This is a genomic window from Pseudomonas sp. Q12-87 (assembly GCF_001269755.1).
Classification (GTDB): domain Bacteria; phylum Pseudomonadota; class Gammaproteobacteria; order Pseudomonadales; family Pseudomonadaceae; genus Aquipseudomonas; species Aquipseudomonas fluorescens_S.
In genome coordinates, this window is sequence record NZ_LHVI01000029.1 from 81,276 (window position 1) to 103,088 (window position 21,813).

Here is a 21,813-nt window from a genome sequence, read left to right on the forward strand (position 1 = left end):
CCGCGCTTCTCCCAGCCTTGGAGCATAAAAAAAGGCGCGAGTTCAACTCGCGCCTTTTCAGCAGTGACGGAAGGAGCAACAGGCCTTACGGACGGTCGTCCACCTCTGTCTCCACGGCTGCAGGAGGAATCAGATCCTCAGTGCTCAGGTTCAGCCAGATCAACACAACGTTGGCGATATAGATCGACGAGTAGGTACCCGCCAATACACCGATGAACAGCGCGACGGAGAAGCCGAACAGGTTGTCGCCGCCAAAGAACAGCAGCGCCGCGATCGCCAGCAGGGTAGAGATCGACGTCGCCATGGTCCGCAGCAGGGTCTGGGTGGTCGAGATGTTGATGTTCTCGATCAAGGACGCCTTGCGCAGCACACGGAAGTTCTCGCGCACCCGGTCGAACACCACGATGGTGTCGTTGAGCGAGTAACCGATGATCGCCAACACCGCCGCCAGCACCGTCAAGTCGAAGGTGATCTGGAAGAACGACAGGATGCCCACGGTCACGATCACGTCGTGGATCAGCGAAACGATGGCGCCCACCGCGAACTTCCACTGAAAGCGGAAGGCCAGGTAGATCAGGATGCCGCCCAGCGCCATCAGCATGCCGAGGCCGCCCTGGTCGCGCAGTTCTTCACCCACTTGCGGGCCGACGAACTCGACGCGCTTGACCTTTGCCGGGTTGTCGCCGCCAGCCTTCTGCAAGGCCTCGGCTACCTGGTGACCCAGCTGCGGGTCTTCACCCGGCATGCGCACCAGCAGGTCGGTGGTCGCACCGAAGCTCTGCACGATGGCATCGCTGTAGCCCGAGGTCGCCAGCTGCTCACGCACCTTGGTGACATCGGCCGGACGCTCGTAGGTCAGCTCGATGAGCGTACCGCCGGTGAAGTCCAGGCCGTAGTTCAGGCCCTTGTGGAACCAGCTGAACAACGCCAGCACAGTAAGGAACAATGTGACGCCGAACGCAACGTTGCGAACGCCCATGAAGTTGATTGTACGTAACATGGCAGCCCCTTAAATCCACAACTTCTTGAAGTCACGACCGCCAAAGATCAGGTTGACCATTGCGCGGGTCACCATGATGGCTGTGAACATCGAGGTAAAGATCCCGAGGGACATGGTCACTGCGAAGCCCTTGACCGGGCCGGTGCCCATGGCGAAGAGAATCCCGCCGACCAGCAACGTGGTCAGGTTGGCGTCGAGAATCGCGGTGAATGCCCGGCCGAAGCCTTCGTTGATCGCACGTTGAATCGTCATGCCCGCGGCGATCTCTTCACGTATCCGCGAGAAGATCAGCACGTTGGCGTCCACCGCCATACCCATGGTCAACACGATACCGGCGATACCCGGCAGGGTCAGCGTAGCGCCCAGCAGCGACATCAGGGCCAACAGCATCACCATGTTCACCGCCAGCGCGACGGTGGCGATGATGCCGAAGAAGCGGTAGATGGCGATGATGAACAGCGAGACGAACAGCATGCCCCACAACGACGCATCGATACCCTTGGTGATGTTGTCGGCACCCAGGCTCGGGCCGATGGTGCGCTCTTCAGCGAAGTACATCGGTGCAGCCAGGCCACCGGCACGCAGCAGCAGGGCCAGTTCCGAGGATTCACCCTGGCCGTTCAGGCCGGTGATGCGGAACTGGCTGCCCAACGGCGACTGGATGGTCGCCAGGCTGATGATCTTCTTCTCTTCCTTGAAGGTCTGCACCGCGACGTCTTTCTCGACACCGTCGACCACTTGCTTGGTGTAGGTGGTAGTCGGCTTCTGCTCGATAAAGATCACCGCCATGCTGCGACCGACGTTGCTGCGCGTGGCGCGGCTCATCAGCTCGCCGCCGTGGCCATCCAGGCGAATGTTCACCTGCGGACGACCCTGCTCATCGAAGCCGGCCTTGGCGTCGGTCACCTGGTCACCGGTAATGATCAGGCCGCGCTCGATCTGCGCCGCCGGGCGATTGCCCTCGCGGAACTCGAAGCTTTCGGTCGTGGCCTTGGAAGCACCCGGCTCAGCGCCGAGGCGGAATTCCAGGTTGGCGGTCTTGCCGAGGATACGCTTGGCTTCGGCGGTGTCTTGCACGCCTGGCAGCTCAACCACGATGCGGTTGGCGCCCTGGCGCTGCACGATTGGCTCGGCCACACCCAGCTCGTTGACGCGGTTACGCACCGTGGTCAAGTTCTGCTTGATGGAGTATTCACGGATTTCCGCCAGCTTGGCCGGGGTCATCGCCAGACGCAGCACCGCCTGACCATTGAGGTCGGCCGGCACAACATCGAAATCGTTGAAGTTCTTGCGGATCAGGCTGCGGGCCTGCTCGCGGGTATCGGTATCGCTGAAGCCCAGCTGAATGGCACCGTCGAGTTGCGGCAGGCTGCGATAACGCACGCGCTCTTTGCGCAACAGGCTCTTGACGTCGCCTTCGTAGACTTTCATCCGCGCGTCGAGGGCTTTTTCCATGTCCACTTCCAGCAGGAAGTGCACACCGCCGGACAAGTCCAGGCCCAGCTTCATCGGGTGCGCGCCGAGCTTGCGCAGCCATTGCGGAGTGGTCTGGGCCAGGTTCAAGGCTACGACGTAATCGTCGCCCATGGTTTTGCGCACCACGTCCTTGGCCGGCAGCTGGTCTTCAGCCTTGACCAGGCGCAACAGGCCACCCTTGCCGTTTTCGGCGATGGTTGCAGCCTTGACTTCGATCCCGGCGGCCTTGAGCGCAGCGCTCGAACGGTCCAGGTCAGCCTGGGTGACCTGCAGCGCAGTGCTTGCGCCACTGACCTGAATGGCCGGGTCATCCGGGTAAAGATTGGGAGCGGAATAAATCAGACCGACCGCCAGCACCGCCAGGATCAGTACATATTTCCACAGAGGGTATTTGTTCAGCATCACGCCGCCCGCTTATGACGCGGGGCGCCTTGCGCGCCCCGTCGATTGAATAGAAGTTTGAAACCTTAGATCGCTTTCAGCGTGCCTTTTGGCAGCGTGGCCGCGATAGCGCCCTTCTGGAACTTCATTTCAACAGTGTCGGACACTTCCAGTACCACGAAGTCATCGGCCACTTTGGTGATCTTGCCAGCGATGCCGCCGGTGGTGACCACTTCGTCGCCCTTCTGCAGGCTGCCCAGCAGATTCTTCTGCTCTTTGGCGCGCTTGGCCTGTGGACGCCAGATCATCAGGTAGAAGATCACCAGGAAGCCGACCAGGAAAATCCACTCGAAACCGCCGCCCATAGGACCGGCAGCAGGTGCAGCCGCGTCAGCCATGGCATTAGAGATAAAAAAGCTCATTTAGCACTCCAGTTGCAAGTATTGAATCTAGGGATCGGAAAACTCAGTCCAAGGGCGGAACAGGCAACCCGCGCTTGGCATAGAAGGCCTCGACAAAGGCGGCCAATGTACCCTGTTGAATAGCCTCGCGCAAACCAGCCATAAGCACCTGGTAATGGCGCAAATTGTGGATGGTATTCAACATGCTACCCAGCATTTCGCCGCACTTGTCCAAATGATGCAGATAAGCACGGGAGAAGTTCTGGCACGTGTAGCAGTCGCAGGTCGGATCCAGCGGCGAATCATCATGGCGATGGAACGCGTTACGGATCTTCAGCACGCCCGTGTCGATGAACAGATGCCCATTGCGGGCATTACGGGTTGGCATCACGCAATCGAACATGTCCACCCCGCGGCGCACACCCTCAACCAGATCTTCCGGTTTGCCAACGCCCATAAGGTAACGAGGTTTGTCAGCGGGCATCTGGCCCGGCAGGTAATCGAGCACCTTGATCATTTCATGCTTGGGCTCGCCCACCGACAAACCGCCGATGGCCAGGCCGTCGAAGCCGATCTTGTCCAAGCCTTCAAGGGAACGCATGCGCAGGTCCTGGTGCATGCCGCCCTGGACGATGCCGAACAGCGCCGCCGTGTTGTCGGCATGGGCGTTCTTGGAGCGCTGGGCCCAGCGCAACGACAGCTCCATGGACACCCGCGCCACGTCTTCATCGGCCGGGTACGGCGTGCATTCGTCGAAGATCATCACAATGTCCGAGCCCAGGTCGCGCTGCACCTGCATCGACTCTTCCGGCCCCATGAACACCTTGGCGCCATCCACCGGCGAGGCGAAGGTCACGCCCTCCTCCTTGATCTTGCGCATCGCACCGAGGCTGAACACCTGGAAACCGCCGGAGTCGGTCAGGATCGGGCCTTTCCACTGCATGAAATCGTGCAAGTCACCGTGGGCCTTGATCACCTCGGTGCCCGGGCGCAACCACAGGTGGAAGGTGTTGCCGAGGATGATCTCCGCGCCGGTCGCGACGATGTCCCGTGGCAGCATACCCTTGACCGTGCCGTAGGTGCCCACCGGCATGAACGCGGGGGTTTCCACCGTACCGCGGGGGAAGGTCAGACGACCGCGACGAGCCTTGCCATCGGTGGCGAGCAACTCGAAGGACATGCGACAGGTGCGACTCATACTGTTTCCTCGGGTCCGCGTGGCGCGGGGTTACGGGTGATGAACATCGCATCACCGTAGCTGAAAAAGCGGTATCCATGCTCGACGGCGGCCTTGTAGGCGGCCATGGCTTCGGGATAACCGGCGAACGCCGAAACCAGCATCAACAGCGTGGATTCGGGCAAATGAAAATTGGTGACCAGGGCATCGACCACATGAAACGGCCGGCCCGGGTAGATAAAGATATCGGTGTCGCCACTGAACGGCTTGAGCACGCCATCGCGGGCGGCGCTTTCCAAGGAACGCACGCTGGTGGTCCCCACCGCCACCACCCGACCGCCACGCGCGCGACAAGCCGCCACTGCATCGACCACTTCCTGGCTGACTTCGAGCCATTCGTTGTGCATGTGGTGGTCTTCGATGCGCTCGACCCGCACCGGCTGGAACGTGCCAGCGCCGACGTGCAGCGTCACGAACGCGGTCTCCACGCCCTTGGCGGCAATCGCATCCAGCAACGGCTGATCAAAATGCAGCCCCGCCGTCGGCGCCGCCACCGCCCCCAGGCGTTCGGCGTACACGGTCTGATAACGCTCGCGGTCCGAACCTTCGTCCGGACGATCTATATAAGGAGGCAACGGCATATGCCCGACACGGTCGAGCAGCGGCAACACCTCTTCGGCAAACTCCAGCTCGAACAACGCATCATGCCGCGCCACCATCACCGCCTCGCCGCCGCCGTCGATGAGGATCGACGAACCCGGCTTGGGCGACTTGCTGGAGCGCACATGGGCCAGCACACGATGACTGTCCAGCACCCGCTCCACCAGAATCTCCAGCTTGCCGCCGGAGGCCTTCTGGCCAAACAACCGCGCCGGAATCACCCGGGTATTGTTGAACACCATCAAATCGCCCGGGCGCAAATGCTCAAGCAAATCAGTGAATTGACGGTGAGCCATGGCACCGCTGACCCCGTCCAGGGTCAACAGTCGACTGGCGCGACGCTCGGCCAGAGGGTGGCGAGCGATCAGCGAATCCGGGAGTTCGAAGGTAAAGTCAGCAACACGCATGATGGGGTTCGTCTAGCAGGGCCGGAAAGTCTAGCGGAATTATCAAAAATTCACCATGAAACGTGATTGACCAACGGTAGGCACCTCTCTATACTTCGCCGCCATTGAGCCCTGATGGCGGAATTGGTAGACGCGGCGGATTCAAAATCCGTTTTCGAAAGGAGTGGGAGTTCGAGTCTCCCTCGGGGCACCATCTTAAAGAAAGACCTTGAAATTCAAGGTCTTTTTTTTCGCCTGCAGGAAAGTAGTTTTTCGCGGCTAACGCAGATCCCAACCAATCCCCCACCCGCTTTTGTGGTGGGGGGGATAAATCACCGCTCCCCTTTGTGGCGAGGGGATTTATCCCCGCTGGGCCGCGAAGCGGCCCCAGAATACCCAACCTCATGGTGAGGAAGAGCGAGTGGTAAGGAAGAACCTGGGAGCAAGGAAGAACCCGGGGCGAGGGAGCTTGCTCCCGCTTGAGCGCAAAGCGCTCACAAAAATGTCACAGCCCCCACCGATGCTCCGCCTTGCAACGCCCAGTTGACCCACCGCCCCTCCTCACCCGCTGACAAAGGACTTCACCCCATGGAATTGCTACTGGAAACGGTCGCTCTTTACTCGCTGAAGCTGGCTTATGAGACGGAGGGGCATAGTCCGATTCTGCGGGATGATCCGTTGATGGGCGGGTGTGATCGGGAGGTTTTTGGGTTGTTGGTGCGCAGAGAAGACATCCAAGCTATCCAGGCGAAAGTGCAGCACTGCTTGGACTTGGCGCTGGAGGCGATTGGGGGAAGCAATACGATCTTGGGGCGGGAACTGAGTCGCTTGGCGGCGGATTTCGGCGCTGCTCGGGCAATGAAGCAGCTTGACGCTCCCCTCATAGCACTTAGGGATTATCTAAAAGATATCCAATGAGGAGAGGCCCATGGAGCTTCATGGGAGGCCGTCGCTTTCAATAACCTCCCAGGCCTCGCCAAACACAGGATTTCTGATCGTTCGGGCACGTAAAGAGTCGATCCCCAGTTACAAACCACTTACCGTAATGCAGAAAAGCAACTGAACATCGGCCATCGCGGACGTGGACTCGTATTCCTTTTGCGAAATACAAATAGTGTCCCTAGCCAAACGATACGCTTCCGACGGATTGAGCTTTGAAGTATCGACACCTTGATGCAGGGACGAATGCCCTAACCTGCGGTCCGGGTAGCGCAGCCAACCTTCCCACCCCAACAGCGATGCTCCCGCTGACTCCAGAAGCTCCAATGCTTTCATCGCTTGCACGTAAGGAAGAACCAGTTCGTTCTGAGATGCGGATAGCTGTTGCAAATCTGTCAGTGTCATCTGAAATCCTAGAGGTAAAGAGACGGGGAGCGAAAAGGTTCCCAACCGCGCACCGCAAAGCAACGAGGACCTGTAACAATCTTCCACGGCGAAGACGAACTCGTCGTCTGTCTGCGCGCCTAAACCGGATGCAAGCCATTTCATCCACAGCTCTTCTACGTAACCACGGAATGACTAAAAAATTGAAGGACTCAAATAGATGTCAATTTCAATAGGGGATTTTTTCTACCCTTACGTAAAATTTCTCCACGGCGCTGCCTACAACCTGCACCAGATCCTGGAAGGTCTTGGCGTCGTATCATCGACCTTCACCGGGCGTAACGACGCCGGGCAAATCACCGGAACTTACTGGTCGCCCGATGAAGCCATGGTGATCACACTTGGCTATCTGATGATGCTGTCACTGCTGCTGATTCCCTTGCTGGCAGCAGCGGCCTTTACCGTGAGCAAAAAGCGAGGCGTGTTCATCTTCTTCGCGCTCTTGTTCCTACCCGGTGTGTTGAACTGCCTGGGCCTTTTCCCAATCATCAATTACCTGCCCATCCGTTACACCATCAACGGCGTTGGGAAGCTGGGCAGCGAAGTCGGGCTGATTCCCCTGTTGATGCTTTGCGCCCTCACCGGATGGGGTGTCATGGTTCTTGTTTATGACAACCTCAACCTCACCGAACGCTTCCGACAGCTCTAAGATCACTTCTGGTTTCCGCTGGCATTGGTCGCAGCGGTGTTCTTTGTGGCGGACAATGGCGCCAATGAAGACACCGCACTGCTGAAGGAGGCGACAGCGAGCATCCAGGACGCCAGCGCGTTCCTGTTGAGCCAAATCAGGCGCTACGATGATTACTGTAAGGCCAATGGCTTGGGTAGCCTGAAGTCGTGCCAGTGGAGCAGCGATTCACAGTGGACCTTTACTCACATCAAAGAAGGTGAAGCCAGCTACTTCATGGATTACGCACCGGACGACTCCAAAGGGTTCTACGCCGCGAATAGAAGAACCCTAAGCGATGAGGACGTGATCGCCATTCGCACAGAGATCAACGAGTACAACCAACGGCTGTGCCCCGTGAAGTACCTTTCTAATGCCATCTCGCGCTCATCGCCCCTCTCCAGCACCTGCGAGTACGTCCCCCGCGGCTATTGCTCGGTCAATCCTGATGGTCCGCCGGGACTTGTGGACAAAAATATCAGCAGCCACACCGTAGCCTTGGCCAGCGAATGCATCATTCCCTGGCTCGCCGGTGCCAAGCCTTCCTTGAAGCAGTTGTCGGCGCTAGTCAGCCAACATGACAAAGCCAAGAATCAGCGTTGGCTGTATTTCCTTGCTGTCGCTGTGGCGGTCGGAGCAAAAGTGGCCTTGGCGACTACCAAGCTGTGCTTGATTGATGCACGGTCTGCGGCTGATAGGCGTCGCGTTCTTAGGGCTGCACGGTATCGGCTGGGACAGTGTTTCCGGGTACTGAGGCGCTTGCTGGTCGGTTTCGGCCAATTTGCATGGTTCGCTGCGACACGCGTATCCAAGCTTCTCAAACGGGGGTAATACGGCGGGATCAACCTTCTACCGGTGACCGTTTCACCTAGCCATTGAGGAAAGGAGCAGCTCGTGAAGATTGCCCTGAATGCTCAAGTACACAGGTATGACGTCACCGCCTGCTCAAGCATGTCCACTAGCTCAGGATCCATGAAGCGATAGTCATCAGGAATATCCAGAACATGCAGCCGCTTGTGCTCAAGCAGCCGAGCGTACTCTGCCCGTAGACGATGCTCGTGCTTGCGCTCCATCACAAATATGACATCGGCCCACCGGATATCCGCTGGGCCGATAGGCTTGCGTGCATTGGGGCTGGTGCCCGCCGAACGAGCACCGAAACCAGGGCGCCGACGCCAGATCGCCTCCCCGGTAGGGCTACGCCATTGGTTACGACTGCAAACGAACAGGAGATTAGTCACTCTTGATCCAACAGATGGCGGGTGGTGCGGATGGGATAGCTCATACCGAGCTGACGCGCTCGGTGCAGCTTGTCCGCACGGGTGTAGATCAGCTTCCAGTTCTTTTCTGGTTTGAAGTCCTGCGGGCTAATCGCTTCGCGCCCATTGTGCTTGCGCGATTGCGCGCGTCTCCAGCTACGGGTTCTTTCCATGGTTGTTTCCTCGTGAGTACCGGGTTCAGCAGCCGCGGTAATACGAGGTGGTGGGATGGTAAGCGTGAATTGGGGTTGTGGCTAGTGTGGGCGGGTTTGGATAGAGGATCCTAACGGCTGTCGTTTCAGGATAAAGGTAAAGGAAACGGTGCCGATCTATTGCAAAATAAATAAATGCGCCCCCTCTTCTCTGCTCAGGGAGCCGTTTTATTCAGCTTTTCTCGCTCTGAAGTGAAGAGCAAGGGTCAACCAGCAATTTTCAAGCGCTTCTCCTCCCACCCAAAAGCCAATGAAAGGGGGTTGGAGACTAGCCTAAATTTGTATAGGATCGAAATATAATTGCAAAGGAGTGAATTATGTTCGAGCTTCCTGAAGGACCAACCCGCCAGCAGTTACTGGCCCACATTTCAGAATCAAGCATATATGGAAATTTATGCCTGTTCATAGGCGCGGGATTTTCTAAAGAACTAGTTGGTGAAGAGGCTCTTTCATGGGGGCAATTATTGCAGAAGGCTACAACAGAGCTTGAAATAGAATTTGATTTTGACAATCCCAATTTAATTGGCACGGGCTATCCGGAGATAGCCTCTTCTATTTGCCGAAAACATTCAGAAGCAAAAGGACTATCGATTACAAGCAGCATGTCTTCCTTGAAAGAAAAGGTTGCCGAGCTGACTTGCTGGTACCCAACGGATCAGAAAAAAACCGTATACGCTGACCATATTAGCAAATTGTCTCCCGCCTGGGTGATAACTACTAACTACGATTTAGTCATAGAGAGTTTGCTGCCGGGCGAGTCCATTACAATCGGGCCGGATCAGCCACTGGTTTTCCCCAAGGGACGCACACCCGTCTATCATCTTCATGGCGTACGTACGTACCCGGATAAGATTGTACTTTGCCGTGAAGACTATACCGCACTGTTCAGGCCTAATGAATATCGCCAGATAAAGCTAGCTCTGACACTAAAGGAATCTACAACAGTACTTTTAGGTTATGGACTAGGTGATGACAATGTTTTAACTGCTTTTGATTGGTCAAAAAATGTATTTGACGAAGTTATCAAGAGCTACCCCAATGAGACTATTCAGATAGTTCGGGTTAACACTCCAAAAAGTGATCCTTACCGAGGATATAACGGAGCTACAATTTTAGAGGTTTCCGGCTTGGCAGGATTCTTCGAAGAGCTAATGCCAATTGTCGTCCAACGGAGACAATTTCAAGATGAATTAATTAGGAAGCTACATAGCATTCGCGATCTGATGGTTAAATCTCCGCAAGACGCCGTAATTAATTTTATTGATGAGAAAAATTTCAGAGAAACAACGCTTTCATTTGTCAACAACAGCAATTATTCACCAATAATCGATGGCTTTATACCTTTTTTTGAGAAGTGCATTGATAAAACTTTCGAAAGATCAGCTGGGTACGGCGCTTTTCAAGGCTACGCGCAGGGCTTGACTATAGTACTTGATATTTTGGAAACCTATGGCGACGCCCATATGCCTCCGGCGCTATTTCATAAACTAGCACACGCGTTGAACAGACAAGCTCCATTCATTGGAAAAAAGAGCGGTCAGTCCCATGCAGCAGGTAAGACCTGGGATTACAGAAAAAACAATCTATCGAAACGGCAGTTACGAGAGCTAAAAATTTATGCACAAAGCAAAGGCTGGCATCATGTTGTTTTATTACTGAATCCCCTACTTACATCAGTAGAGGTGCTCGTCGCTCCCCCACTACCACCTCTATTATCGGGGGAAAGCGGCTCGATTACTGCACTTCCTAGTATAGCCTCACTCCAGGAGCCTCTTATTCCATTCACTCCGCCGCCTGCGAAATCAACATCCTCGTAATCTCAGGCGCCTGTAGCACTAACTATCAAGGCGATATAAACCTAGACCTATCGAAATAACCATAAAAACATAGCAACTATATCTAAAGGATGCGACATGGAAATCCCGGGTGAAAAATTAATCATTCGAATATGGGAAACACTTTCAGAAAAAGGCATCGGTGCAATCTTTAGGCCGAGCCTAGTACGTCGCGAAGGGGTAGCGAACATCGAGGTTCGACGAGCTGAGATGTTGGTTTTGGCTCAAGCTGAACGCGAAGTGAAAGAAATCCAAAGTGGACATAAGGATCTATCTGATTTCTCTTTAAAAATAAGCTTCATGGAAAAGAAGGAAAATAATGATCTTCTAGTTCGTACGGAACCCACTCTAAATCTTGAAACGCTGGCGCACGCATCCGAAAAACAACAAATCATAAATGCCCTGAGAAAAGAGATTAATGTTACCAAAGCAGTTTTGCATGCTGAACAAGCCGTAATCGATGATGGACAAGAACCGCCCCTGAGCAAAGTTGACACGGATTGGTTATTTAGGTGGCGCGACTACGTGGGAGATGTTTCCTTAAATGACATGCAAGAGCTTTGGGGCAGACTGTTAGTCAGCGAGATTAAATCACCTGGGAGATACTCACTTCGGAGCCTCGACTTCTTAAGAAACTTATCTCCAACCGAGGCAAAACTAATTGAGCGGCTATCAAGCCTAGTGGTGGAGGGTTTAATCTGGGAAGGAGGAACGGTAGAGCTTATTACTTTTGATGAGCTGCTTGAGCTAGAGAACCTTGGAGTTCTGTCCGGTGTGAGCGCAGGCGGGCTAGTAAATAATACATCTACGCAAAAATCAAATGATGGATGGGTGCGCATTTTAAGAGCATCCAAGAAGTGTTTAGTCGCCAGGCATACTGAAAATAAAATCATCAAACTACGCGGATACCGAGCAACAGCCCTTGGAGAGCAAATAATATCTGTAGGCCGATTGGACGACAACATCGAATATCTTCATAAAATTGGTACGCACTTGGTTACGGAAGGGTTCAATGTAATGATTGCCGATTACACTGAGGATGGCACATCGACCTTTTATACAAATGGCGTAAAAATCGGGTAGACACCATATAAAATTATAATAGAATCATCACCTCGCAAAAAAGACAAACTTACTGTCCAATAATAGACCCACCCGCCTCCCACTTAATTTAAACATCTTAATGAAGAGCAAATCATGCGCCCAACAATCGGAATATCTCATATTAGCCAGATAGAGACCGCAATATTTGACGATTTCGCTTCAGAAATATCCCATCCGGCGTTAGTTTTTGATATTGAGACCAGACCAGCTCCGGCCCCCTATGCTGCAATAGAGTGGCTAGTCCCAACAACTATAATACTATTTATTGGAAAAGCATACTTCGAGGAATTTTTAAAGGAAATGGGAAAAGACCATTACCACATACTAAAAAAATCCATACAACGATTAACCAAGAGAACATTAAACCAACCGAGGATCGAACCAACGATCCTGAGTACACAGGGCAAATCCGATAAGAAAAATCCATACTCCATGGCTTTTTCTGTTGTAGCAGAAGGAAAAGACAACCACACCCTGAAGCTTTTATTAGAAAAAAGTAATGGGAACTCTAATTACGACAAAACCATAGAAAAATTTATTGACTTTATCCGCGACTATCATTTAACTGAAAACTCGGCAGCTGAAAGCGAGATTACAAAAAGCGAATCGTCGAATGGAATAATTCTAGTTCATTTAAATTCAGAGACAAATAAAATTGAATGGCTCGATCCTCTACCAGCCGATGTCCGAGCCAGGTTAAACAAAAAAGAATGACTTTTTTAATGAGCACATAAACCCTCAATAAATATGCTTTTTATTTTCGCTACTCCCTTACAACATTGAGCAGTGCAATTATGCATTAATTAAAAGTAGAAGGGGATTTAAAACTTCCTTTCTTAATCATTAAAACCTTTGGTGTAGGCCTGCTCAGCGGGATGCTTTACGCCGAGCCATAAAATCGATCAACTCTCTTACGACTGAGTCCGCCTGAGCATCCGAGCCTAGCTCTACTGCCCTAATCTCCTTACTTCTACCCCCTCATATGTCAATGGGACTAAACGCTTGTCCGCCTCTGCAGGCAACTCAGCGTGGTAAGTATCTCCGTCAACTTCAACAACAAAAGTTAGCCCTTTATAAATCACTACAAAATCAGGCTCGAGTCGATTATAAGTATTTCCTATCCGAACAAATACTGGAAGAGGTGCTACTGGAAGCCGAGCTTTAGTTAGTGCCTTGAAAAGCGTGACTTCTGCTTGTGACCGAAAGAGTAGCCCCTGATGTTGCTGTGAGGCAATATTATCGCTACGCACTCTACCTTGGTTTGTTACCCCATCCCCCTTCACGTAACGCATAGCCTCTTCACGCCACCCATATACCGCCTCCCCTACCCTAGGGGCAATAATTACTCCTTCTGAAGAGTCATTCGGAGTTGTGGAATAGAAAGGAATAATCACCTCAGCTATAGAGGCTTCTGTTGCCTTACGCTCGTCGTCTGACATTGCATAGAAAAGTTGTACGGGTAGCGAAATTAAAAACTGCCAATAATTAATCCCAAAATCCGAGCCTGATAGATCAACTTTGCAATCACCCGCGACGACCACGGCGATTGCGCGTGCGTCGCCCCGCATTTTCAGAGCATCGACCGCCGCAGCTGCTAGGTCTTCTGCGTTGAACGGGCTAAATACCATACCTTCCACCTTATAGGAGCACGGCTGGACCCTGCCGAGCTCCAGCTATTGTTGAGCTTGTATGATTGCTTATATCGGTCAAAAAGCACAAGTACTCGATAGCGGAACCAGTCCAGAATTAGTTTTCGGGCGGCTGCAACTCGTCATGCCACAGCAATCAACTAAGGATCTTGATCATTAACGGTTGAACTTAACAGCCAAGTTTGATAGTGGCACGACAGCCACTGCATATCGTGGAGCTTAACATCTGGAGCAATTCTTCATACATTAGGCAAAACAATAAGCTAGCAACGAGCCCCCCACACACTCAAATTTAACCACAACAACAAAACTAACAACCTTAGCAAACAAAAACTAGAACAGATTATTTTCAACCAAAGAAACAAATTCGATGCTTTTTAGGTTTCACATCCGAACCCTCGCGATCCGACTTAAACAGTTTTGAACGATTTGAATAGCCTTTCAGGTACTAAGTACAGCTTCCCACGCGTCCGTGAAATTGCAACATAAAGTTTGTTTTTGGTCTGTGGAGGGAGTTCACCAAGCGAAAGTTTTTCGTAGTTCTTCCAATGAGTAGCACCCAGCACAACGCACACATCGTTATAGTGATCTAGCCCCTTACTTGCGCCCCAGTTGTTAGACACGCATCCGTATTTGTAATGCTCTTGATAGAACAGCTTTACGACGCTGGCGTCCGCGTGCACGGCATTAGCATCCGCTTGATTGGCCAGAGATATGATGTCCGTTTCATAGGTATACTGTGACCGCATATCAATCCCCAGATTCGCACGGATAAAATCGCACACGGTCACGCCGCATCTCCAACTTCGACTCAATGTTTCTTTGTCGATGATGATACCCGCCTTTTGAAAATGTCTTTCGTACTTTCCGATTTCAGCGTGTAGAGAGCTGTTCACATTTCCATCACGGCTAGTGTCGAAGGTATGCTGATAAAAATCTCCCACAAACAGCATTTCAATCTTGGCTTTCGCCAACGCCATCAGCAGATTGAAGTCATGGCCTGCTAGGTCTTGAATCTCGTCGACATAAAATTCATCGTAAAAGCGCTCCATTCGCGCTATCACGTCAGGAATTGCCCCTGCGGACTCAACAAGCTTTGCTAAGCGGCCGTGATATAAGCTTCCGCTTTTACTAGCGTAGTAAGCCATATCATCGCGCTTGAGTTTCAATGTACGGGGGGGTGGTGTTCGAAAACTGATCCCTCGAGTTTCCAAGTGCACCTGCAGCAACGGGCGATAGCAGAAGCTATGGAGGAATGTGAAATAACTTAGGAGATTTATGTTTTTGGGGACATGACCGAACCGTTTGATGATGCTATTACGCAAGTGCCGATAGTTGTTGTCCGTGTAGGTGACAATTAGTGCTCGTTTCTCTAAGCTCAGGCGGTGCACCAGCAAGGTTGTCTTACCTGATCCTGCTACAGCGAACATCACTCGTTTATCCATTTGATTGCCTCCACAATATAGGCTGGAACGGTGAGCTCACCGGGCTTGCCCTTGAGCAGCTCAAATGCAGCTTCTGCCTTGTTGGCTAGCATGTATTCCAAGGGCGAAAGGGTTTTTCGTCCAGGCCCGAAAACAGTCTTGCAGGTTTCCACGTTATCGTTGTGCAATCCTATTTCGAAGGTTGAACGTTCATCGTCTCTATCGGCAAAGACTTTGGCATTGTCCGAAGCGAAGTCGACGTAGTTTTCTACACAGTTTTTCTGATAGCTCTTGTCGTTGTCTCGTATGGCTGCGACTCGAACTCCAAGCAGGTTAGCGAGCTCCATGTACCTTTTGAAACTGGTGCCGCCAATAGAAATTATGTGGACATCATCGACATGCGGTAGACGCCCTTTTGTACATTGCTTATAGAACTCCTCCACAAGGATGAATTCGGCATCACCTTCAACCAAGATCACCTTCTTCGAAAGCGCGAACTCTAGAACATTATTGTCCGGAGCCTTCATGAAAAATTCTGCGGTCTCGGTTGATAGAGCTTTAAGTGAGCCAGCAACTGCGTTCGGGCCGATCAAAAGGGCATGCCGAAGATCAAGTCTTGAGCAAATATGGCTGCTGTGGGTTGCTATGAAAAGCTGTGTGCTTTCGTTCTCCGCTAGCTTGGCGACGAGTGCTTTCATGGATGAATGGCTGAGATGGTTCTCAGGCTCCTCTAATAGCATTACATCTAAGCCTCCTTGTTTGTGCTTGCTCAGCGCAAACTCGGTCTTGATGAAACACTGCCGTCCCTTCCCGTGGTTCTCAAGCGGAATATTGTCTTCAGTAATAATTAGGTCGCTTTCCAAATTCGACCGGACGCTAGTACGTACGTCAAACTGATACGCAGGAAGGTCAGCGTTAAGCGCTGCCAGATGCTGTCCTGTAAACGCATGCTTACCTTGGCGATACAGATTTTCAAGCTTATAGCGGTCTTCCACGGGGGCGTTGAAAGCGTACACAGCTCGGGTGTATTCACGAGATGCGTAGTCGCCATCGATACGTGAACCATCTAGCATCATGTGTTTAATGGGTCGGTTGAATGCTGCGTAGGGCCTGCCGGCGAACGTTTCAAACCGCACCGCGTAATATTCGAAAGGGAAGTTTGGTTGAGCGTCAGCCAAGATCACTTGTACAGCCTCGCCATACTCGACCATAACCGCAAGGATCATGCGCAGACCGTCAGTCTGGCGCTGCTGGGCATTATTGGTTCCATAGAGGCCTTCGTCATCACCTTCCTCTAGGAAAACGTCGACTATCAACTCAGGTAGGTTCTCCAGGCTCTTCTCCCCAGCAAGGAAGGTGTTCACCGAGTCCTTATTGAGCAGTGTTTCTGCCCCCAGAGCTTCAATGCGGTTGCGGCTCCCGCCTAGCGCGAGATCTAGAGCGAGCAAAATGCTGCTTTTTCCTGCCTCATTGTTGCCAATCAGAACATTCTTCCCAGGCTCGAAATCGAGTGTGAGTGTTTTGAATTTTTTAAAGTTCTGAATTACCACTTTCCTTATGGTGTGCATGCCGCTGAACTCCTATTACCAACGCGCCGAATGATCGACTGAGGTATAGCAGCAAAACGCCACTGCTGCGTTATAGAAATTGTCATACCCCTGCTAGCAGATGAAAGCTCAGATGTATGAAACAGCATAGCTATTCGAGACCTAGGATTTATGGGAGCGTTAAGCGCCCTTCAAGCACAAAAAAAAGGCCTTGCCGGGCAAGACCTTTTTTAATCCGGGCGGCACGTAGCTGCAGCCCTACCTCACCTCAACAATATCCAAAGCCCGATTCGCCAACAGCTCACTCACCTCAATCACCTGCAAAATCCCCAACGCAACATGCCGCCGCGACCCATCCAGATCAAACGCCAAATCACTGATCATGGCATTCGCCGAAGCCAGGTTCTCACTGAGATTCGCAAGCAAACACTCAGAATCAACCTCTGGATCAATCCGAAAAATAGAGTCGGACTTGTCAGACGTTTCGCCCTTAGGCTTGGGTTTCAGGTAGTAATCCAACGCGCGGGTGGCAGCGTCGTCGAGCTTTTTGTTGCGGGCAGACTGGGCACGGGATGTGGGTTCGTCTGTAACTGGAGGATTCGGTGTAATTTTGACCATGGTCTTAACTCTCTGGTTGAGGCCACGACCCGTTCGCTGCTAAACGAATTGGGAGGCAGCTGTACGCAGGTTAGCAGACCGACGAGTTAAGAAATCGGCGCGTCCGAGGACGCCCTGCGCACAGCCACCATCAAGTGCAGGAATGGGGATTCCTGTCTGATGGACGCGTTGTGCGACTTAACTCGGCGAGCTGCTAAACCCGATCACTGACCATCAGTGACAGGTCCAAAACTACCGACGCAACCCAAGGCGCACAAGCCGGCGGATTCTGGCGTAGTTGTAGGCAAAGGCGCAAGGCGCTGTGGCTTGGCGAGCCTTCGTCGCCGGTGTCTGTCGGTCTTTACTGACAGATGCCATTCGACTGGGCCGAGCAGATGCTTGATGCCGTTCAGTTGAGGCTGTCGGAAGATCTGTGGCGAGGCGGTCATTGGAGGGGACTGCTTCGCAGTCCAGCGGGAGCAAGCTCCCTCGCCACGTTGGTTTCCTGGATGGCATTGCGATTGGAGCCGCTAGGCACCCTCGCCCCTCTCCGACGACTCATCGCTGTGGACCACCACCAGCAACTGCGCTTGGACGTCGCCCACCGAACGCAGGCGATGGGGTTTCTGCGCATTGAAATGCAAGGCATCGCCACGGTTCAGCAGCACGCGTTCGTTCATGAAGTCCACTTCCACCTGGCCCTCGTGCACGAACAGGAACTCCTCTCCGGTGTGTTCCTTGAACGCGTGATGCGCGGTGAATTCGGCCGCTGGATAAAGGATGAAGGGCAGCAGGCTGCGCTCGGACACTTGGTGGGCCAATACCGCGTATTCGGAGCTGCCGCTGCTCGCCGCGAGGGATTGGCGGTCTTCGCTGCGCACCAGGCTGTAGCTGTCGAGGGAGACGCTTTCTTCGGAGAACAGCTCCTCGACTTTCACGCTCAGGGCCTTGGCGAGCTTGAGCGCCGTGGCGATGGAGGGGGTGCTCAAGCCCCGCTCCACCTTGGACAGGTAGCTCTTGGTCATCCCGGTTTTTTCGGCCAGGACGTCCAGTGTCATGCCGAGTTTTTTCCTGAGCAATTTCAAGCGAATGGACATAGGTAACCAACATTTCCAGAGAAACGGACAATCTGCGATTGCAAATGACACTTTGTGTCATATAGTCTATTTAGTGTCATTAGCACCTTCCTTTCATAGCTTCCATGACGCGGATCAAGAACGGTCAAAGAGCGAATCAGGAGAACGGGTATGAGCAAGACACTGGCGACGCCCAAGGACCAGTTGGTCCAGCATGCTGTTAATCAGATGCAGAAAACACTGCCGGATAATACGTGGACTGTACGACAAAAGCTGGCCCTGACCTGCCGCATCCTGTTCGAGAACGGTCACGACTCAGGGCTGGCGGGGCAGATTACCGCGCGTGGGCCGCAACCTGGCACTTATTACACCCAGCAATTGGGCCTGGGCTTCGATGAAATCACCGCCGGCAACCTGTTGCTGGTCAATGAAGACCTTGAGGTGCTGGAGGGCCACGGCATGCCCAACCCGGCCAACCGCTTTCACACCTGGGTCTACCGCGCCCGGGCGGATGTGAATTGCATCATTCACACCCACCCGACCCACATCGCCGCGCTGTCGATGTTGGAAGTGCCACTGCAGATTTCCCACATGGACCTCTGCCCGCTGTACGAAGACTGCGCCTTTCTGGAGGGCTGGCCGGGCGTGCCCGTTGGCAACGAGGAAGGCGAATTGATCGCCGGGGCCCTGGGTGACAAGCGCGCCATCCTGCTTTCTCACCACGGCCAGTTGTCCACCGGTGCCACCGTGGAAGAAGCCTGCAACATCGCTCAACTGATCGAACGCGCCGCGAAGCTGCAATTGCTGGCCATGGCCGCCGGCGAGGTGAAGCCGATCCTGCCTCACCTGGGTCGCGAAGCCCACGACTGGATCGCCCGCCCCAAGCGTCACGCGGCCGCTTTCAACTACTACGCCCGGCAGAACCTGCGTCAACACGCCGATTGCCTGAACTGAACCCATTAGGAGCGACGCCATGTCTACCCCCAACATCCACGGCATCATCGGCTACACCGTCACGCCCTTCTCCACCGACGGCCAGGGCTTGGACCTGGACGCACTGGGCCGGTCCATCGACTGTCTGATCGACAGCGGCGTGCATGCCATCGCGCCCCTGGGCAGCACCGGCGAAGGCGCCTACCTGAGCGACGCCGAGTGGGACCAGGTCAGCGAGTTCAGTATTGCCCGCGTCGCCGGCCGGGTGCCGACCGTGGTCAGCGTGTCGGACCTGACCACCGCCAAGGCGGTGCGCCGTGCGCGTTTTGCCCAGGCGAAGGGCGCCGATGTCGTGATGGTGTTGCCGGCCTCGTACTGGAAACTGAGCGAGGCGGAAATCCTGGCGCACTACCAAGCCATCGGTGCGAGCATCGACCTGCCCATCATGCTGTACAACAACCCCGCCACCAGCGGCATCGACATGCCGGTGGAGCTGATCCTGCGGATTTTCAACGCGGTGGATAACGTCACCATGGTCAAGGAAAGCACCGGCGACATTCAGCGCATGCACAAGCTGCAATTGCTGGGCGAGGGCCAGGTGCCGTTCTACAACGGTTGCAACCCACTGGCGCTGGAAGCCTTCGCGGCCGGCGCCAAGGGTTGGTGCACCGCCGCGTCGAACCTGATCCCGCAGCTCAACCTCGACCTTTACGCAGCCGTGCTGGCAAACGATCTGAGCCTGGCCCGGGCGTTGTTCTATCGTCAATTGCCGCTGCTGGATTTCATCCTCAAGGGCGGTTTGCCCGCCACCACCAAGGCCGGCTTGCGCATTCTTGGCCTGGAAGTCGGCGATCCGCGCCTGCCGGTGTTCCCGCTGGATGACGCCCGTAACAAGCAACTGCAGACGATGTTGAAACAACTGCTCTGATTTGCGAAGGGCGCTGTGTTCTAACTTTGCGACGGACAGGTGGTGCCCTAACCTGTCCGGTCGCGCCATTGGGGCCACTTGAGATGAAGACCTATCAACCGTTGAACTGCGACCTGCATGATTACCTTGAGATTGCCTGCCTGTACGGCTACACGCTGGACATCGAACTGACTGACGGCCAACGCCTGACAGCCCGCGCGATCACCACGCGCACCGCCTCCACCCGGGAGGAGTTTTTTGACGTGGAAACTGCGGACGGTCGCCTGGAGATTCGCCTCGATCAGTTATTGGCGATTAGGCCGCAGGATCATAACGCCCGGTTTGGCCGGGTTGTGCTGGCGAGTGGGTAATCCGTTCAGACGCGCCCCTCAACGCTCTGTCCCAAACAACTTGTCGGCAAGCTGCCGACCTCGCTCCAACCCTTCAGTCGTCAACCAGATCGATTTGTTCCTGTTTACCGGATTGCTGATGAGGCCTTGTTCATGCAATCGGTTCATGACCTCGAAGTCGAAACCTTTCCAGGCGTTGCCGTCGTCGGAGCTGAAGGCTGCCAACAAGGCAAGCACAGCTTCCTCTATCAACTTGTCGTCGTAATCCATGGTCGCTACTCCACTCGTGCTTAGCTGGTAACGCCGAATCAACATCAACGTCCCTTGACTCCTATCTGATCAAAGATAAGCAGAGAGTTCAGCTATCTGGCGCAAGGGGATTGTTCCATGACGGCACGGGTTCATGAGATCCAACTGAGAGTGCCTAGGTCGGCACCGCCTCACCCACTTGGTCCAGCGCCAATGGTTCACGCCCCATACCGGCCCCGGCTAAAAAACAGTGCCGCTCCAATGCCAATTGCACTGGTCGAGACGATACCCAGGTCAAAACCGGCGATGAAAGACGGCAGCGCAAAAATACTCGCGAACCCCAGGGCGACCAGGGCAATGCCTAGCCATTTCCTGAGGCTGTAGGATTTCATATAGAAAAACAACAGCAGGAACACTGCGTACGCCAATGCGTATAGGCCATATTCGTTCATCGTCCTAGCCGCCCTGAGTCTTGATGATCATGGAGGATCCGGAGTGTTGCGGACCGATGCCACCGCTGACCTGCGCATCCAGACTGACGATGACATCACCGGCGTGGTAGGTCGGCAACTTGCCTAGCGTGAACTCGCGGACGGCCCATCCCACAGGGATGACTGCGGCGGGCATGAACTTACCTGCCGCTGCGGCGAAAACACCGCTGGTGAGGTTGGCGATACTCATTCGTTGGGCGTTGAGTAAATCCCCCTGCTGCCGGGTCAAGGGTTTGGAGATCCCGACCATCATTTGGCAGGGTAAATCCTTGGCAAGCATCTTGTCGTAGAGCTCTACCACCCGGTTGCTCACTTCATAGTGGGCGGCTTTAGCTTCACCAAAATGCAGCTCCCTGAGGCTACCCCGTTCATCGGCTGACAAGGTGAAGCGCGATACGCTGAAGATAATTCCATGGCTGCTGGAAAACTGTCCGTTTTCAAATTTCAATGCTCGCATCCTTATCGAGTCTGGAAAGACGGGGAGTTTGTCTTAGCTGATGGGCTTTTCGCAATGGACGTCGGCACCGCCTCACAGGCCTGCTCCTATGCCATCCGGCGCAAGATGACAGCCGCCCGCCCAGATCGCCGCCCCAGGTCTCATTGAACCCCTCAAAAATGGGCTGCTGAGCTCCCCTTTACGGCTGAATGA

The 21,813-nt window shown here is 53.8% G+C and carries 25 protein-coding genes and 1 tRNA gene; 10 read left to right on the forward strand and 16 right to left on the reverse strand.

The genetic code is table 11. The annotated features are described in order from the left end of the window. Positions 1–85 precede the first annotated feature (85 nt). The 5 genes from secF to queA form a co-directional block, all read right to left on the reverse strand. Complete coding sequence (gene secF, locus AD663_RS22125) at positions 86–1,000, reverse strand: protein translocase subunit SecF (RefSeq protein WP_003185169.1); 915 nt, start codon at positions 998–1,000, stop codon at positions 86–88. Between the two features lie 9 nt (positions 1,001–1,009). Then, positions 1,010–2,878, reverse strand: coding sequence for a protein translocase subunit SecD (secD, locus tag AD663_RS22130; RefSeq protein WP_053214537.1), 1,869 nt, complete (start codon positions 2,876–2,878; stop codon positions 1,010–1,012). Between the two features lie 65 nt (positions 2,879–2,943). After that, positions 2,944–3,279: a preprotein translocase subunit YajC gene (yajC, locus tag AD663_RS22135; RefSeq protein WP_053214538.1), complete on the reverse strand. Its 336-nt coding sequence runs from the start codon at positions 3,277–3,279 to the stop codon at positions 2,944–2,946. Between the two features lie 43 nt (positions 3,280–3,322). Beyond that, a complete protein-coding gene (gene tgt, locus AD663_RS22140; RefSeq protein WP_172680631.1) occupies positions 3,323–4,438 on the reverse strand; it encodes a tRNA guanosine(34) transglycosylase Tgt in 1,116 nt (371 codons plus the stop codon). 14 nt (positions 4,439–4,452) lie between these two features. After that, positions 4,453–5,502, reverse strand: coding sequence for a tRNA preQ1(34) S-adenosylmethionine ribosyltransferase-isomerase QueA (gene queA / locus AD663_RS22145; RefSeq protein ID WP_003185179.1), 1,050 nt, complete (start codon positions 5,500–5,502; stop codon positions 4,453–4,455). A 108-nt stretch (positions 5,503–5,610) separates the two neighbouring features. Between queA and AD663_RS22150 the strand changes: the two genes are divergently transcribed. Both AD663_RS22150 and AD663_RS22155 read left to right on the forward strand, forming a co-directional pair. Next, positions 5,611–5,695 (forward strand) — tRNA-Leu (locus AD663_RS22150). A 374-nt stretch (positions 5,696–6,069) separates the two neighbouring features. Continuing rightward, entirely contained in the window at positions 6,070–6,399 is a 330-nt protein-coding gene (locus AD663_RS22155; RefSeq protein WP_003185181.1) for a hypothetical protein, read from the forward strand. A 108-nt stretch (positions 6,400–6,507) separates the two neighbouring features. On the opposite strand, the gene AD663_RS22160 is transcribed toward AD663_RS22155, so the two are convergent. Further along, positions 6,508–6,969, reverse strand: a complete 462-nt coding sequence (locus AD663_RS22160) for a hypothetical protein (protein WP_003185184.1) — start codon at positions 6,967–6,969, stop codon at positions 6,508–6,510. A 55-nt stretch (positions 6,970–7,024) separates the two neighbouring features. Between AD663_RS22160 and AD663_RS22165 the strand changes: the two genes are divergently transcribed. Beyond that, positions 7,025–7,513: a hypothetical protein gene (locus tag AD663_RS22165; protein WP_053214540.1), complete on the forward strand. Its 489-nt coding sequence runs from the start codon at positions 7,025–7,027 to the stop codon at positions 7,511–7,513. Positions 7,514–7,558: 45 nt separating this feature from the next. Then, entirely contained in the window at positions 7,559–8,362 is an 804-nt protein-coding gene (locus AD663_RS22170) for a hypothetical protein (protein WP_152632820.1), read from the forward strand. An 83-nt stretch (positions 8,363–8,445) separates the two neighbouring features. On the opposite strand, the gene AD663_RS29670 is transcribed toward AD663_RS22170, so the two are convergent. Together AD663_RS29670 and AD663_RS22180 are read right to left on the reverse strand one after the other, a co-directional pair. After that, positions 8,446–8,772 (reverse strand): low molecular weight protein tyrosine phosphatase family protein, encoded by a 327-nt coding sequence (locus AD663_RS29670; RefSeq protein ID WP_003185190.1) that lies wholly within the window; start codon positions 8,770–8,772, stop codon positions 8,446–8,448. Then, positions 8,769–8,963, reverse strand: a complete 195-nt coding sequence (locus tag AD663_RS22180) for a hypothetical protein (RefSeq protein WP_003185191.1) — start codon at positions 8,961–8,963, stop codon at positions 8,769–8,771. Before AD663_RS22180 ends, AD663_RS29670 begins: the two co-directional genes overlap by 4 nt. A 356-nt stretch (positions 8,964–9,319) precedes the next feature. Here AD663_RS22180 and AD663_RS28650 point away from each other — a divergent pair, with 356 nt between their 5' ends. From AD663_RS28650 to AD663_RS29000, 3 genes are all read left to right on the forward strand, one after another. Beyond that, positions 9,320–10,819 carry an SIR2 family protein gene (locus AD663_RS28650; RefSeq protein ID WP_003185192.1) on the forward strand — a complete coding sequence of 500 codons (1,500 nt, stop codon included), beginning with the start codon at positions 9,320–9,322 and terminating at the stop codon, positions 10,817–10,819. Positions 10,820–10,915: 96 nt separating this feature from the next. After that, positions 10,916–11,920 (forward strand): DUF2806 domain-containing protein, encoded by a 1,005-nt coding sequence (locus AD663_RS22185; RefSeq protein ID WP_003185193.1) that lies wholly within the window; start codon positions 10,916–10,918, stop codon positions 11,918–11,920. 114 nt (positions 11,921–12,034) lie between these two features. Next, the gene (locus AD663_RS29000; protein ID WP_157062736.1) at positions 12,035–12,655 is read left to right on the forward strand and encodes a hypothetical protein; all 621 of its coding nucleotides are present in this window, start codon (positions 12,035–12,037) and stop codon (positions 12,653–12,655) included. 233 nt (positions 12,656–12,888) lie between these two features. Here the strand turns inward: AD663_RS29000 and AD663_RS22190 are convergent, their stop codons facing one another. From AD663_RS22190 to AD663_RS22210, 5 genes are all read right to left on the reverse strand, one after another. Then, positions 12,889–13,569 carry a hypothetical protein gene (locus AD663_RS22190; RefSeq protein WP_003185196.1) on the reverse strand — a complete coding sequence of 227 codons (681 nt, stop codon included), beginning with the start codon at positions 13,567–13,569 and terminating at the stop codon, positions 12,889–12,891. Positions 13,570–14,000: 431 nt separating this feature from the next. Next, a complete protein-coding gene (locus AD663_RS22195; protein WP_003185199.1) occupies positions 14,001–15,035 on the reverse strand; it encodes an AAA family ATPase in 1,035 nt (344 codons plus the stop codon). Beyond that, positions 15,020–16,582 (reverse strand): ATP-dependent endonuclease, encoded by a 1,563-nt coding sequence (locus AD663_RS22200; RefSeq protein WP_003185201.1) that lies wholly within the window; start codon positions 16,580–16,582, stop codon positions 15,020–15,022. Before AD663_RS22200 ends, AD663_RS22195 begins: the two co-directional genes overlap by 16 nt. Before the next feature lie 237 nt (positions 16,583–16,819). After that, entirely contained in the window at positions 16,820–17,179 is a 360-nt protein-coding gene (locus tag AD663_RS22205; RefSeq protein ID WP_033046259.1) for a DUF6124 family protein, read from the reverse strand. Positions 17,180–17,688: 509 nt separating this feature from the next. After that, on the reverse strand, positions 17,689–18,255 hold the full coding sequence (locus tag AD663_RS22210; protein WP_003185202.1) for a helix-turn-helix domain-containing protein: 567 nt from the start codon (positions 18,253–18,255) through the stop codon (positions 17,689–17,691). Positions 18,256–18,405: 150 nt separating this feature from the next. Between AD663_RS22210 and AD663_RS22215 the strand changes: the two genes are divergently transcribed. The 3 genes from AD663_RS22215 to AD663_RS22225 all read left to right on the forward strand — a co-directional run bounded on the left by AD663_RS22215 (position 18,406) and on the right by AD663_RS22225 (position 20,445). Then, a complete protein-coding gene (locus AD663_RS22215; RefSeq protein WP_003185204.1) occupies positions 18,406–19,188 on the forward strand; it encodes an aldolase in 783 nt (260 codons plus the stop codon). 19 nt (positions 19,189–19,207) lie between these two features. Beyond that, the gene (locus AD663_RS22220) at positions 19,208–20,095 is read left to right on the forward strand and encodes a dihydrodipicolinate synthase family protein (RefSeq protein WP_003185206.1); all 888 of its coding nucleotides are present in this window, start codon (positions 19,208–19,210) and stop codon (positions 20,093–20,095) included. Positions 20,096–20,178: 83 nt separating this feature from the next. Next, a complete protein-coding gene (locus tag AD663_RS22225) occupies positions 20,179–20,445 on the forward strand; it encodes a Rho-binding antiterminator (RefSeq protein ID WP_003185208.1) in 267 nt (88 codons plus the stop codon). An 18-nt stretch (positions 20,446–20,463) separates the two neighbouring features. Here the strand turns inward: AD663_RS22225 and AD663_RS22230 are convergent, their stop codons facing one another. The 3 genes from AD663_RS22230 to AD663_RS22240 all read right to left on the reverse strand — a co-directional run bounded on the left by AD663_RS22230 (position 20,464) and on the right by AD663_RS22240 (position 21,612). Next, positions 20,464–20,694 (reverse strand): DUF6429 family protein, encoded by a 231-nt coding sequence (locus AD663_RS22230; protein WP_033046261.1) that lies wholly within the window; start codon positions 20,692–20,694, stop codon positions 20,464–20,466. A 197-nt stretch (positions 20,695–20,891) separates the two neighbouring features. After that, on the reverse strand, positions 20,892–21,125 hold the full coding sequence (locus AD663_RS22235) for a hypothetical protein (protein WP_003185210.1): 234 nt from the start codon (positions 21,123–21,125) through the stop codon (positions 20,892–20,894). A 4-nt stretch (positions 21,126–21,129) separates the two neighbouring features. Next, complete coding sequence (locus AD663_RS22240; protein ID WP_003185212.1) at positions 21,130–21,612, reverse strand: hypothetical protein; 483 nt, start codon at positions 21,610–21,612, stop codon at positions 21,130–21,132. Positions 21,613–21,813 lie beyond the last annotated feature (201 nt).